The sequence below is a fragment of the Streptomyces sp. NPDC058646 genome (genome assembly GCF_042716875.1).
In the GTDB taxonomy this organism is placed as follows: domain Bacteria; phylum Actinomycetota; class Actinomycetes; order Streptomycetales; family Streptomycetaceae; genus Streptomyces.
Genome location: NZ_JBHXRK010000060.1, coordinates 1 through 13,555 on the forward strand (window position 1 = coordinate 1; position 13,555 = coordinate 13,555).

The 13,555-nt window shown below is 70.7% G+C and carries 12 protein-coding genes and 1 pseudogene; 6 read left to right on the forward strand and 7 right to left on the reverse strand.

Annotated features, from left to right (window positions below; genetic code table 11):
• Positions 1-116: 116 nt before the first annotated feature.
• From ACFWUZ_RS35670 to ACFWUZ_RS35685, 4 genes are all read right to left on the reverse strand, one after another.
• Positions 117-1,241 (reverse strand): GuaB3 family IMP dehydrogenase-related protein, encoded by a 1,125-nt coding sequence (locus ACFWUZ_RS35670; RefSeq protein WP_384382187.1) that lies wholly within the window; start codon positions 1,239-1,241, stop codon positions 117-119.
• A gap of 174 nt (positions 1,242-1,415) precedes the next feature.
• A complete protein-coding gene (gene guaB, locus ACFWUZ_RS35675; RefSeq protein ID WP_384382189.1) occupies positions 1,416-2,915 on the reverse strand; it encodes an IMP dehydrogenase in 1,500 nt (499 codons plus the stop codon).
• A 147-nt stretch (positions 2,916-3,062) separates the two neighbouring features.
• Entirely contained in the window at positions 3,063-3,692 is a 630-nt protein-coding gene (locus tag ACFWUZ_RS35680) for a sigma-70 family RNA polymerase sigma factor (protein ID WP_384382191.1), read from the reverse strand.
• Between the two features lie 436 nt (positions 3,693-4,128).
• Complete coding sequence (locus ACFWUZ_RS35685; protein ID WP_003948568.1) at positions 4,129-4,740, reverse strand: response regulator transcription factor; 612 nt, start codon at positions 4,738-4,740, stop codon at positions 4,129-4,131.
• Positions 4,741-5,119: 379 nt separating this feature from the next.
• On the opposite strand from ACFWUZ_RS35685, the gene ACFWUZ_RS35690 reads away from it, so the two are divergent.
• The gene (locus ACFWUZ_RS35690; RefSeq protein WP_356870940.1) at positions 5,120-5,446 is read left to right on the forward strand and encodes a WhiB family transcriptional regulator; all 327 of its coding nucleotides are present in this window, start codon (positions 5,120-5,122) and stop codon (positions 5,444-5,446) included.
• Between the two features lie 136 nt (positions 5,447-5,582).
• Here ACFWUZ_RS35690 and ACFWUZ_RS35695 read toward each other — a convergent pair whose 3' ends face one another.
• Positions 5,583-6,482: a LysR family transcriptional regulator gene (locus ACFWUZ_RS35695; RefSeq protein ID WP_384382193.1), complete on the reverse strand. Its 900-nt coding sequence runs from the start codon at positions 6,480-6,482 to the stop codon at positions 5,583-5,585.
• Positions 6,483-6,561: 79 nt separating this feature from the next.
• Here ACFWUZ_RS35695 and ACFWUZ_RS35700 point away from each other — a divergent pair, with 79 nt between their 5' ends.
• The 3 genes from ACFWUZ_RS35700 to ACFWUZ_RS35710 all read left to right on the forward strand — a co-directional run bounded on the left by ACFWUZ_RS35700 (position 6,562) and on the right by ACFWUZ_RS35710 (position 8,843).
• Positions 6,562-7,257 (forward strand): MOSC domain-containing protein, encoded by a 696-nt coding sequence (locus ACFWUZ_RS35700; RefSeq protein WP_384382195.1) that lies wholly within the window; start codon positions 6,562-6,564, stop codon positions 7,255-7,257.
• A 31-nt stretch (positions 7,258-7,288) separates the two neighbouring features.
• Positions 7,289-8,062: an SDR family NAD(P)-dependent oxidoreductase gene (locus ACFWUZ_RS35705; protein WP_384382197.1), complete on the forward strand. Its 774-nt coding sequence runs from the start codon at positions 7,289-7,291 to the stop codon at positions 8,060-8,062.
• A 73-nt stretch (positions 8,063-8,135) separates the two neighbouring features.
• Positions 8,136-8,843, forward strand: coding sequence for an ester cyclase (locus ACFWUZ_RS35710; RefSeq protein WP_384382198.1), 708 nt, complete (start codon positions 8,136-8,138; stop codon positions 8,841-8,843).
• 86 nt (positions 8,844-8,929) lie between these two features.
• Here ACFWUZ_RS35710 and groL read toward each other — a convergent pair whose 3' ends face one another.
• Together groL and groES are read right to left on the reverse strand one after the other, a co-directional pair.
• Positions 8,930-10,558: a chaperonin GroEL gene (gene groL, locus ACFWUZ_RS35715; RefSeq protein WP_384382200.1), complete on the reverse strand. Its 1,629-nt coding sequence runs from the start codon at positions 10,556-10,558 to the stop codon at positions 8,930-8,932.
• A 133-nt stretch (positions 10,559-10,691) separates the two neighbouring features.
• Positions 10,692-11,000, reverse strand: coding sequence for a co-chaperone GroES (gene groES, locus ACFWUZ_RS35720; protein WP_030230757.1), 309 nt, complete (start codon positions 10,998-11,000; stop codon positions 10,692-10,694).
• A 287-nt stretch (positions 11,001-11,287) separates the two neighbouring features.
• Between groES and ACFWUZ_RS35725 the strand changes: the two are divergent.
• Positions 11,288-11,634: pseudogene (locus tag ACFWUZ_RS35725) on the forward strand (response regulator transcription factor); the annotation flags it as partial.
• Positions 11,635-12,028: 394 nt separating this feature from the next.
• Complete coding sequence (locus tag ACFWUZ_RS35730; protein WP_384382202.1) at positions 12,029-13,435, forward strand: FtsW/RodA/SpoVE family cell cycle protein; 1,407 nt, start codon at positions 12,029-12,031, stop codon at positions 13,433-13,435.
• Positions 13,436-13,555: the final 120 nt, after the last annotated feature.

A 13,555-nucleotide genomic window follows, 5' to 3' on the forward strand; every position in this document is an offset into this window, starting at 1 on the left:
AGAGCGCCTGCATGGCATGCAGGAGGTCAGGAGTTCAATTCTCCTTAGCTCCACAGTGAAGAAGCGGGGCCCCCCGGTGGGGGGGGCCGGCCCTTCCTGTGTCCGTGCGCGGGACGTCAGCGGCTGTGCTGCGCGTCCGCGACCGTGACCTCGACGCGCTGGAACTCCTTGAGCTCGCTGTAGCCGGTGGTGGCCATCGAACGGCGCAGCGCGCCGAAGATGTTCATCGACCCGTCGGGGCTGTGCGAGGGACCGGTCAGGATCTCCTCGGTGGTGCCGACGGTACCCAGGTCGACCTTCTTGCCGCGCGGCACGTCCTCGTGGACGGCCTCCATGCCCCAGTGGTTGCCCTTGCCGGGGGCGTCCGTGGCGCGGGCGAGCGGGGAGCCGATCATCACCGCGTCCGCGCCGCAGGCGACGGCCTTCGGGATGTCGCCCGACCAGCCCACGCCGCCGTCGGCGATGACGTGCACGTAGCGGCCGCCGGACTCGTCCATGTAGTCGCGGCGGGCGGCGGCCACGTCCGCGACGGCGGTGGCCATCGGGACCTGGATGCCGAGCACGTTGCGCGTGGTGTGCGCGGCGCCGCCGCCGAAGCCGACCAGGACGCCCGCAGCGCCGGTGCGCATCAGGTGCAGGGCCGCGGTATAGGTGGCGCAGCCGCCCACGATGACCGGGACGTCGAGCTCGTAGATGAACTGCTTCAGGTTCAGCGGTTCGGCGGCGCCCGAGACGTGCTCGGCCGACACCGTGGTGCCGCGGATCACGAAGATGTCCACGCCCGCGTCGACGACGGCCTTGGAGAACTCGGCGGTGCGCTGCGGGGAGAGCGCGGCGGCGGTGACGACACCGGAGTCGCGCACCTCCTTGATCCGCTCGCGGATCAGGTCCGCCTGGATCGGCGCGGAGTAGATCTCCTGGAGGCGGCGGGTGGCGGCCTCCTCGTCCAGCTCCGCGATCTCGTCGAGCAGCGGCTGCGGGTCCTCGTACCGGGTCCACAGGCCTTCGAGGTTCAGCACGCCGAGGCCGCCGAGCTCGCCGATGCGGATCGCGGTCTGCGGGGAGACGACCGAGTCCATGGGGGCGGCCAGGAAGGGGAGCTCGAAGCGGTACGCGTCGATCTGCCAGGCGATCGAGACCTCCTTCGGGTCCCGGGTCCGCCGGCTCGGGACGATGGCGATGTCGTCGAACGCGTACGCCCTGCGGCCGCGCTTGCCGCGCCCGATCTCGATCTCAGTCACGTGTGGTGGCCTTTCCTCTGGGTCTGCCCGTCCAGTATCCCCGAACGCCGGAGAGTCGCGTTCCCATGACCGCTGTACGGACGCGGGGTACGGGTCCGGGGGCCGGGCGGCGGGCCCGGCGACGCCGAAGGGCGGCCCCGGTCGCCCGGGGCCGCCCTCACGGCATGGCCTCTGCTACCCCTTGCGGGAGTAGTTCGGTGCCTCCACCGTCATCTGGATGTCGTGCGGGTGGCTCTCCTTGAGGCCCGCGGAGGTGATCCGGACGAAGCGGCCCCGGTCCTGCAGCTCGGGAACCGTGCGGCCGCCGACGTAGAACATCGACTGGCGCAGTCCGCCGACGAGCTGGTGCACGACCGCGGAGAGCGGGCCCCGGTAGGGCACCTGGCCCTCGATGCCCTCGGGGATGAGCTTGTCGTCGCCGCCCACGCCCTCCTGGAAGTACCGGTCCTTGGAGAAGGAGCGCTGGTCGCCGCGGGACTGCATCGCGCCGAGCGAACCCATGCCGCGGTAGGACTTGAACTGCTTGCCGTTGATGAAGAGCAGCTCGCCCGGGGACTCCTCGCAGCCCGCGAGCAGCGAGCCCAGCATCACCGTGTCGGCGCCCGCGACCAGGGCCTTGGCGATGTCGCCGGAGTACTGGAGGCCGCCGTCGCCGATGACCGGGACGCCGGCCGCCTTGGCGGCGAGGGCGGCCTCGTAGATCGCGGTGACCTGCGGGACTCCGATGCCGGCGACGACGCGGGTGGTGCAGATGGAGCCGGGGCCCACGCCGACCTTGATGCCGTCGCAGCCGGCGTCGATGAGCGCCTGGGCGCCGTCGCGGGTGGCGACGTTGCCGCCGATGACGTCGACCGCGGAGTTCGACTTGATCTTGGCGACCATGTCGCCGACGAGGCGGGAGTGGCCGTGGGCGGTGTCGACGACGATGAAGTCGGCACCGGCCTCGATCAGGGCCTGGGCGCGCTCGTACGCGTCACCGGCGACGCCGACGGCCGCGCCGACCAGCAGCCGGCCGTCCTTGTCCTTGGCGGCGTTCGGGTACTGCTCCGCCTTGACGAAGTCCTTGACCGTGATGAGGCCCTTGAGGATGCCCGCGTCGTCGACCAGCGGGAGCTTCTCGATCTTGTGCCGGCGCAGCAGCTCCATGGCGTCCACGCCGGAGATGCCGACCTTGCCCGTGACCAGCGGCATCGGGGTCATGACCTCGCGCACCTGGCGGCTGCGGTCCGACTCGAAGGCCATGTCGCGGTTGGTGACGATGCCCAGCAGCTTGCCGGCGGTGTCGGTGACCGGGACGCCGGAGATGCGGAACTTCGCGCACAGCTGGTCGGCCTCGCCGAGCGTCGCGTCCGGGTGCACCGTGATCGGGTCGGTGACCATGCCGGACTCGGAGCGCTTGACCAGGTCGACCTGGTTGGCCTGGTCGGCGATGGAGAGGTTGCGGTGCAGGACGCCGACGCCGCCCTGGCGGGCCATCGCGATGGCCATGCGGGCCTCGGTGACCTTGTCCATGGCGGCGGACAGCAGGGGAACGTTCACGCGCACGTTCCGCGAGATGAGGGAAGAGGTGTCGATCTGGTCCGGGGCCATGTCCGACGCGCCCGGCAGCAGCAGCACGTCGTCGTAGGTCAGTCCGAGCGTGGCGAATTTGTCGGGCACTCCGTCGGCAGTCATGACACCTTCCCAAATGGTCTTGCTCAGCGCGGATGTCCATGCTAACGGGATCCCGCGGCGTCTCATTCCACGACCAAGGCCGAGCCGAAGTTTCGTCGCTTCCTACGACGGCACGGCGCTCCGCGGACACGGAACGTGCCGCGGCGGCTACTGCTCCGCGAGTGCCCGGAGCCTGCTGAGCGCCCGGTGCTGTGCGACCCGCACCGCACCGGGGGACATGCCGAGCATCTGTCCGGTCTCCTCGGCGGTCAGCCCGACCGCCACCCGCAGGACGAGGAGTTCGCGCTGGTTCTCCGGGAGGTTGGCCAGCAGCTTCTTGGCCCATGCGGCGTCACTGCTGAGCAGCGCCCGCTCCTCGGGGCCGAGCGAGTCGTCGGGGCGCTCCGGCATCTCGTCGGAGGGCACGGCCGTGCTGCCGGGGTGGCGCATGGCGGCCCGCTGCAGGTCGGCGACCTTGTGCGCCGCGATGGCGAAGACGAAGGCCTCGAAGGGCCGGCCGGTGTCGCGGTAGCGCGGCAGGGCCATCAGGACGGCGACGCAGACCTCCTGCGCCAGGTCCTCCACGAAGTGGCGGGCGTCACCCGGGAGCCGGGACAGCCGGGTGCGGCAGTAGCGGATGGCCAGGGGGTGCACGAAGGCGAGCAGGTCGTGCGTGGCCTGCTCGTCACCTTCCACCGCACGGCGCACGAGCGCGCTGACGGGCCCGGCGCCACCGCCCTTGGCGGCGTCGGTGGGGCCTGTGGCCGCGGGGGACCCCTGGGCCTCGTCGTCGCGCATCAATCCATGGTGCCTTGACGCCGGAGGATCCGCGGCACCGTGGTCCGCGTTGTGCATCGAAGCGTTATGAGCGGGTGCGCCGGAACTCATGCTGTGCCCCCTCCCCTCCCGCTCGGCCGAATAGTCCGCGAGGACTCCACATCTCCAAGAATGCGGCACACCCTCAAGGATGCGGCATCGCGCACGAAGCGACACGTCCCCTGGATTGTGCCCCGCCGATCCCGGGTGCGCACCGGGTACGGCGGACGGGGACCGCGCCCGCCGTACGGGGCGGGGCGGGGCGGGGCCGCGGGCCCGGGCGGGGGCACCGCCGGGGCGGCGCGACGACGGGCCGGGACGGATCCTGCCGCCCCGTCCGCACGGGGCGGACGGGACCGCTCTCGGCGGCCGGCCGTCGGCCTCGCGGTCAGCGGCGGACCCGGCCGTGACCCGGGGGTCAGCGGACGAGGCCCCAGCGGAAGCCGAGGGCCACGGCGTGCGCCCGGTCGGAGGCCCCCAGCTTCTTGAACAGCCGGCGGGCGTGGGTCTTGACCGTGTCCTCGGAGAGGAACAGCTCGCGCCCGATCTCCGCGTTGGACCGGCCGTGGCTCATGCCCTCCAGCACCTGGATCTCGCGCGCGGTGAGCGTGGGCGCGGCGCCCATCTCGGCCGAGCGGAGCCGGCGCGGGGCCAGTCGCCAGGTCGGGTCGGCGAGCGCCTGGGTCACCGTGGCCCGCAGTTCGGCGCGCGAGGCGTCCTTGTGCAGGTATCCCCGGGCGCCGGCGGCGACCGCGAGGGCCACGCCGTCCAGGTCCTCGGCGACCGTCAGCATGATGATGCGGGCGCCGGGGTCGGCCGAGAGGAGCCGGCGGACCGTCTCGACACCGCCGAGCCCGGGCATCCGTACATCCATCAGAATGAGGTCGGAGCGGTCGGCACCCCAGCGGCGGAGGACTTCCTCGCCGTTGGCAGCCGTCGTCACACGCTCGACGCCGGGCACGGTGGCAACCGCGCGACGGAGCGCCTCTCGGGCAAGCGGGGAGTCGTCGCAGACGAGGACGGAAGTCATGACCGCCCTCCGCAGCTGCTGATGCGCGTCACCTTGAGCCTCCAGGCTGGTACGTATCGTCACCTGTGCGGTCGATGCCCCCGGACACCTGTCCGAGAACTGTTTGGTTCAACCGCCTTCGCACTCTCAACGATGGTCACTCGAAAGAGTTACGGGTCGGACGGACACCTTCGGCACTCTACGTGAGGAAGCGAACACGACGCGGGCACCACCCGTCACATGTCCTCCATCTGGAGCTATGCCCTATTTGGCGGCTTTCCTTCCGTTTGGCACGTGTCTGAGGCTAGATTCCCAATGAGTCATATTTACATCTACTAGGACAGTAGGTGTGGAGACATGGACCCTATCCGCCCCAGTACCGGCACCAAGAGGACTACCCATGGCAGATTTCTCCCGCCTCCCCGGACCGAACGCCGACCTCTGGGACTGGCAGCTGCTGGCCGCCTGCCGAGGAGTCGACAGCTCCCTCTTCTTCCACCCGGAAGGCGAGCGGGGCGCGGCCAGGAGCGCGCGCGAGGCCTCGGCTAAAGAGGTCTGCATGCGATGCCCGGTGCGCGCGGAATGTGCCGCGCACGCACTCGCCGTCCGAGAGCCCTACGGGGTGTGGGGCGGCCTGACCGAGGACGAACGCGAGGAGCTGATGGGCCGAGCCCGCCACCGCCTGATCCCCGCATCGACGGCGATCGGACCGATCGCTCCGCACTGACGGCGCCGGAAACGCTCGAAGGAACGTTTCTTCGGTTGCGGCACACCCGGGTGAACGGCGGTCCGCGCCCGCCCGGGTGGGCCGCACCGGCGCCCGACCTCACCCGTTCGGGTACACACCCCGGGCGTGGCGCGGGTCAGCGCGCCGCGGCCCGCTCCAGCTCGGCCAGGGTCGCGGCCACGGCCGGCACCCGGGCCAGGTCGGGCAGGGTCAGCGCCACGACCTCCCGCTCGACGGCCGGTTCCACCACGAGGGTGCTCACGCCCTTGGCCCGTACGGACTCCACCGCGAGCTCCGGCAGCACCGCGACGCCCAGCCCCGCGCCCACGAGCCCCACCACCGCCGGATAGTCGTCGGTGGCGAAGTCGATGCGCGGGGTGAAGCCCGCCACCTCGCACACCTCGACCAGATGGCGGCGGCAGCGCGGACAGCCCGCGATCCAGGGCTCGTCCGCCAGCTCCGCCATGCCCACCCGTCCGGCCCCGGCCAGCGGATGCCCGTCGGGGACGAGTCCGACCAGGCGGTCCGTCAGCAGCGGCCGCACCACCAGGTCCTCCCACTCGGCGGCGGATCCGGAGGAGCCCCCGTACCGGAAGGCCAGCGCCAGATCGCAGTCGCCCTCGCGCAGCATCTCCACCGAGCGCGGCGGTTCGGCCTCGACCAGCGAGATGCGCGTCCCCGGGTGCTCGGCGCGCATCGCCGCGAGCGCGGTCGGCACCAGCGTGGAGCTGCCGCTGGGAAAGGACACCAGCCGGACGCGGCCCGCGCGCAGCCCGGCGATGGCGGCGACCTCCTCCTCCGCCGCGGTGAGCCCGGCCAGGATCCCGGCGGCATGGCGGACCAGGGCCTCACCGGCCTGGGTCAGCCGCATCTCGCGGCCGGTCCGGATGAGCAGCGGGGTGCCGGCCGACTGCTCCAGCGCCTTCATCTGCTGGGAGACGGCCGGCTGGGTGCAGCCGAGCTCGCGGGCGGCGGCGGAGAAGGACCCGGTCCCGGCGACAGCGCGCAGAACCCGGAGATGACGTGCCTCGATCACCCATCGAGCATAAGGCCTTCTTTGACTGGAACGCCCATACTCACGTGACCCTTTGGGGCCGCTCGGCTAGCGTGTCCCCATGACCCAGGGCCCCACACATCTGATCTCCGTGAACACCGGCCGCGCCACGGCGGCCGACTACGCCGACGCCGGCGTGACCGGCATCGGAAAGCGCCCCGTGCCCGGCCCGGTCCGCGTCTTCGCCCCCGGCCCCAAGGCCTCCGGGCTCGGCAGCGGACTGGAGGGCGACAGCGTGTGCGACCGGCGCTACCACGGCGGCGACCACCAGGCCGTCTACGCGTACGCCCGCGAGGACCTCGACCTGTGGGAGCGCGAGCTGGACCGCGAGCTGCCCGCCGGGATCTTCGGCGAGAACTTCACCACCTCCGGCATCGACCTGAACACGGCGCGCCTCGGGGACCGCTGGCGGGTCGGCGGGGAACTCGTCCTCGAAGTGGCCTCCGCCCGCATCCCCTGCCGGACCTTCCAGGGCGCCCTCGGCGAGCCCGCCTGGGTCAAACGGTTCACCGCCCGGGCCCGCCCGGGCGCGTACCTCCGGGTGATCCGGGAGGGCTCGGTCTCCCCCGGCGATCCCATCGAGGTCGTCCACCGGCCGGACCACGAGGTGACGGTGGAACTCTGGTTCCGCGCCTTCACCACCGAGCGCGCCCTGCTGCCGCGGACGCTGGCGGCGGGCGGGGCGATGGAGCCGCAAGCGCACGAGACCGTACGCCGGTACGTGGAGAAGTACGGGGCCGGGGCCGCCCCCGCGTAGGGCCGGCAACCGGGGAAGCTAGGTTGCGCCTATGACGACTGCGTTGATTACGGGATCCACGGCGGGCATCGGCGCCGCCTTCGCCCGGCGGCTCGCCGCCGGGGGGCACAACCTGGTGCTGGTGGCACGCGACACCAAGCGGCTCGGCGAGCAGGCCACCGAACTGCACGACCGGCACGGCATCGAAGCCGAGGTGCTGGCCGCGGACCTCTCCACCGAGGAGGGCATCGCCTCGGTGGAGCACCGCCTCGGCGACCGCACCCACCCGGTGGACCTGCTGGTCAACAACGCAGGCTTCGGCAACAAGGGCCGGTACCTGGAAGTCCCGATGGCCGACGAGCTGGCCATGGTCAAGGTGCACGTCGAGGCGGTGCTGCGGCTGACCTCGGCGGCCACCTCCTCGATGCGCGAGCGGGGCCGGGGCGGCGTGATCAACGTGGCCTCGGTGGCGGCGTTCCTGCCGCGCGGCACCTACGGCGCGAGCAAGGCCTGGGTCGTGCAGTTCACCCAGGGCGCGGCGAAGGACCTCGCGGGGTCGGGCGTACGGCTGATGGCGCTGTGCCCGGGCTTCGTACGGACGGAGTTCCACCAGCGCGCGGGCATGGGCACCGACAACATCCCGGGCTGGATGTGGCTGGACGCCGACAAGCTGGTGGCCGCGGCCCTGGCCGACCTGGCGCGGGGCAGGACCGTGTCGATCCCCGACCCGCGGTACAAGGCTCTGATGGGCGTGGTGAAGCTGACGCCGCGCGGCCTGCTGGGCGGGGTGTCCTCGCGCACGGGCCGCAAGTACGGGCCGCAGTGACCCGCCGGTAAACCGGCCGAACGGGTGATATCTCCCTAAACTGGACGTGTCCCGTCCATTGGGAGGCGACGCGATGACATTCGTACAAGTGATCGACTACGAGACCACGCGGTTCGACGAGGTGAACTCGCTCATCGACCGCTACGCGGCGGAGACCAGCGGAAAGCGCACGGTCACCCACACCATGATCGGCCGGGACCGGGACTCCGGGACCCACTACCTCGACCTCGTCGAATTCCCGTCGTACGAGGAGGCGATGAAGAACTCTCAGCTCCCGGAGACCGACCGGATGTTCCAGGAGATGGTCGCCCTCTGCGACGGCATGCCGAAGTTCATGAACCTCGACGTGGTCCGCGACGAGTACCTCAACAAGATGCTCGTGAACCGGGTCTTCGAGGACATCATCACGAAGGGCGACTACGCGGCACTGGAGGAGTGCTTCACGGCCGACTGCGTCCACCACGACGTCATGGAGTCGCAGGGCCGGGGCACCGGCCGCGACGGCGTCCGCCAGACGATCGGCATGTGGCGCGACGCCTTCGACCTCTCCTTCGACCTGACCCGGCAGATCGCCGAGGGAGACTGCGTCACCACCCTGTGGGACTGGAAGGGAACCCAGAAGGGCGAGTTCATGGGGGTCGCGTCCGACGGCAAGGAATGCAGCATGTCGGGCTGCACGACCTTCCGCATGGAGGACGGCCGGATCGCGGAGAGCTGGTGGTACTTCGACGCCCCCGCCCTCATGCGCCAGATGGGCATGATGCCCGCCGTGCCCGGCTAGCCGGAGACGGGAAAGCCCCGGTCACCCGCGCTCGGCAGCGGTGACCGGGGCCTTCTCATGCCTCAGGCGTCAGCCTCGGCGGTGCCTCAGTGGCTGTGGCCGTGACCGTGGCCGTGACCGGCGTCGCCCTCTTCCTCCGCCGGCTTCTCGACGACCAGGGTCTCGGTCGTGAGCAGCAGGGAGGCGATGGAGGCGGCGTTCTCCAGCGCGGAACGGGTCACCTTGACCGGGTCGATGACGCCGGCCTTGACCAGGTCGCCGTACTCGCCGGTGGCGGCGTTGAAGCCCTGGCCCTTGTCGAGCTCGGCGACCTTCGAGGTGATGACGTAACCCTCGAGACCGGCGTTCTCGGCGATCCAGCGCAGCGGCTCGACGGCGGCGCGGCGCACGACCGCGACACCGGTGGCCTCGTCGCCGGTCAGGCCGAGGTTGCCCTCGAGGACCTTGACGGCGTGGACGAGCGCGGAGCCACCGCCGGAGACGATGCCCTCCTCGACCGCGGCGCGGGTCGCCGAGATGGCGTCCTCGAGGCGGTGCTTCTTCTCCTTGAGCTCCACCTCGGTGGCGGCGCCGACCTTGATGACGCAGACGCCGCCGGCGAGCTTCGCCAGGCGCTCCTGCAGCTTCTCGCGGTCCCAGTCCGAGTCGGTGGACTCGATCTCGGCCTTGATCTGGTTGACGCGACCCGTGACTTCCTCGTGGCTGCCGCCACCGTCGACGATGGTCGTGTCGTCCTTGGAGATCGTGACGCGGCGGGCGGAGCCCAGTACGTCCAGACCGGCCTGGTCGAGCTTGAGGCCGACCTCCTCGGCGATGACGGTGGCACCGGTGAGGGTGGCCATGTCCTGCAGCATCGCCTTGCGGCGGTCACCGAAGCCGGGGGCCTTGACGGCGACCGCGTTGAAGGTGCCGCGGATCTTGTTGACGACGAGGGTGGAGAGCGCCTCGCCCTCGACGTCCTCGGCGATGATCAGCAGCGGCTTCGAGGCGCCGGCCTGGATGACCTTCTCGAGCAGCGGCAGGAGATCCTGGATGGAGGAGATCTTGCCCTGGTTGATCAGGATGTACGGGTCGTCGAGGACGGCCTCCATACGCTCCTGGTCGGAGACCATGTACGGGGAGAGGTAGCCCTTGTCGAAGGCCATGCCCTCGGTGAACTCCAGCTCCAGGCCGAAGGTGTTGGACTCCTCGACGGTGATGACACCGTCCTTGCCGACCTTGTCCATCGCCTCGGCGATGAGCTCGCCGACCTGCTGGTCCTGCGCGGAGAGCGCGGCCACGGCGGCGATGTCGGACTTGTCCTCGATCGGGCGGGCGGTCGCGAGGAGCTCCTCGGACACGGCCTTGACCGCGGCGTCGATGCCCTTCTTCAGGGCGGCCGGGGAAGCACCGGCGGCGACGTTGCGCAGACCCTCGCGGACCAGCGCCTGGGCCAGCACGGTGGCGGTGGTGGTGCCGTCACCCGCGATGTCGTTGGTCTTGGTCGCCACCTCCTTCACGAGCTGCGCGCCCAGGTTCTCGTACGGGTCGTCCAGCTCGACCTCGCGGGCGATGGTGACACCGTCGTTGGTGATGGTGGGGGCGCCGAACTTCTTGTCGATGACGACGTTGCGGCCCTTGGGGCCGATCGTCACCTTGACCGTGTCGGCAAGCTTGTTGACGCCGCGCTCGAGGGCGCGACGGGCGTCCTCGTCGAACTTCAGAATCTTCGGCATGGGAGCGGTTCAGTCCTCTCGTTGCGATCGGCCGCTCACCGCGACCGCCACCGCCTGGAACGAACTACGCCCCTCGCCGCCCGGCATCAGCAGGGTGACCAGGGGCGCAGCTCAAATCAAAACTTGAAGCGAATTACTTCTCGACGATCGCGAGCACGTCGCGAGCCGAGAGGACGAGGTACTCCTCGCCGCTGTACTTCACTTCGGTGCCGCCGTACTTGCTGTACAGCACGATGTCGCCGACGCTGACGTCCAGCGGGAGACGCTGGCCGTCCTCGAAACGGCCCGGGCCCACAGCGAGGACGACGCCCTCCTGGGGCTTCTCCTTCGCGGTGTCCGGGATGACCAGGCCGGAGGCCGTGGTCTGCTCGGCGTCGAGCGGCTGGACCACAATGCGGTCCTCGAGCGGCTTGATGGCAACCTTGGAGCTGGCGGTCGTCACGATCCGACCTCCCCCTTCGGAGATCCGGGGTTAACTGTCTGAGGTGGCGACCAGGTCGATCCGTCGTCGCGGGTGCCGGACCTGCCTGTCGCTGTGTTGGCACTCACCCGGGGCGAGTGCCAGGTGTGACACTATTCCGGCGATTAGCACTCGGTCAAGCCGAGTGCCAATTCTCGCCGCCGGTGGTGTCGCCCCGGCCACCGCCCCACACCTCCCGGCACACCCCCGCACCGCCCCCCACAGCCGCCGAACCCCGGCACCGCCGCCCGATATGTGAGGCCTGGGGCGTGCGCATCCTGGTGGTCGAAGACGAAGACGGCCTGGCCGAATCCCTGCGGCGCGGGCTGTCCGCCGACGGGCACCTGGTCGAGGTCGCGCACGACGGCCACCGCGGCCCGGACCTCGCCCTGGCCGGCGGCCCGTACGACGTCGTCCTGCTCGACCTCACGCTCCCGGCGTCAGCGGCCACGAGATCTGCACCCGTATGCGCGCCCACGGCGACACCACCCCGGTCCTGGTGCTCACCGCCAAGGACGGCGAGCAGGACGAGGCCGAGGGCCTGGACTCCGGCGCGGACGACTACCTCACCAAACCCTTCTCCTTCGTGGTCCTGGCCGCCCGCATCCGGGCCCTCAGAAGCTGAACTCGGCCGGGACCTTCACCGACCCGGGGAAGCTAAGGGAGCTGGTCGACGCCGCGAAACAGGACGTGGTGACGGACCGGGGATGGGACCTGCTGTCGTTCGTGGAGCAGGCGAAGAACCCGTCCGGCGGAAAAGTGCAATTTTCGACACTCCCCGTCGAGCGCTTCGGCAGGAACCGAGGGGAGGACATCAACGTCGTAGATGATATGAAGATAAAGCGCCTCATTGCCGAGCAGATCGGACCCAAGTCCGCTGCGAGCCCGAGCGCACCGGGAACCCCGGGCGCACCGGCACCGGTCTCACGTGAGGCGTCACCCCCCTCGACGCCCCCGCCGGCGCCGGCCTCTTCTCCCGGCCCGTCCTCCCCCGACGGCGGCGGCATCCCGTGCGTGGACTGAGGCGGCCCCTGACGACGGCGGGGCACCGCCGCCGGACCGAAGCACTGCTGCTCCTCCTCGTCGTCGCCATCGCCGTGTCCGGGCACGTCTGCGCGGGCCTGGCGATGAACGGGGAGCTGCCCGCGAACCTGGCGGGCTTCACCATCAGCCTGACGCTGCTCTCCCTGGTGGGGCACCTGGGCGTACGCCGGTTCGCGGCCTACGCGGATCCGCTGATCCTGCCCCTCGCCATGCTGCTGACCGGGCTCGGGCTGGTCCTGCTGCACCGCCTCGACCAGGGCTACATCGAGCGGTACAACTCGGACGCCAACGCGCCGGGCCAGCTGCTGTGGACGGTGGTCGGGGTCGCCGCCTGCCTCCTGGTGCTGGCCCTGCTGCGCGACCACCGGCTGCTGCAGCGCTTCATCTACATCACGATGGCCGTCGCGCTGGTGCTGCTGATCGCACCGGCGTTCTTCGGCGCGGACACGTACGGCGCGAAGCGCTGGATCAAGCTCTTCGGCTTCTCGCTCCAGCCCGGCGAGTTCGTGAAGATCATGATCGCGATCTTCTTCGCCGGCTACCTGGTCATCCACCGGGACTCGCTGGCGCTGACGGGCCGCAGGTTCCTGGGCGTGCGGCTGCCTCCCATGCGCCAGCTCGGCCCGATCATCACCGTGTGGATCGTCTCCATGCTCGTCCTGGTCTTCGAGCGCGACCTCGGCACGTCGCTGATCTTCTTCGGCGTCTTCGTGGTGATGCTCTACGTGGCCACCGAGCGCACCAGCTGGATCGTGTGCGGCCTGGTCATGGCCTCGGTGGGCGCCTTCGTCGTCGGCTCGACGGAACCGCACGTCAAGGCCCGCGTGGCCGCCTGGCTCAACCCCTTGTCGTACTACTGGGAGACCCGGCCCCCGGGAGTCACCTCGGACCAGTCCGCGCAGGCGCTGTTCAGCTTCGGCACGGGCGGGGTCTCCGGCACCGGGCTGGGCCTGGGCCACCCGGAGCTGATCGCGTTCGCCGGGCGCAGCGACTTCATCCTGACGACGGTGGGCGAGGAACTGGGGCTGGCGGGGGTGATGGCCGTACTGATCCTGTACGCGCTCCTCGTGCAGCGGGGGCTGCGCATGGCACTGGGCGCCCGGGACCCGTTCGGCAAGCTCCTTGCGGTGGGGCTGGCCTCGGCGCTGGCCCTCCAGGTCTTCGTGGTCGCGGGCGGCGTGACGGGCCTGATCCCCCTGACGGGCAAGGCCCTGCCCTTCCTGGCGAAGGGCGGCTCGTCCCTCCTGGCCAACTGGATCATGATCGCCCTCCTCCTCCGCATCAGCGACAGCGCGGAACGCCAACGCGAGGCCGACTCCCACGGCCCGGCCGAAACCACGATCACGCCGGTGGGGGTGGGGGTGGGGCGTTGAGGGGCGGGGGCGCCGGCCTGACGGTGGGGGTTGGGCTTCGGGGGGCCTGTTACCCCTTGGCGGGATCAGGGAGGGTTTGGGGGTTTCCCGCCAGTCCTATCGTCTCTCCGTGGCGGGACG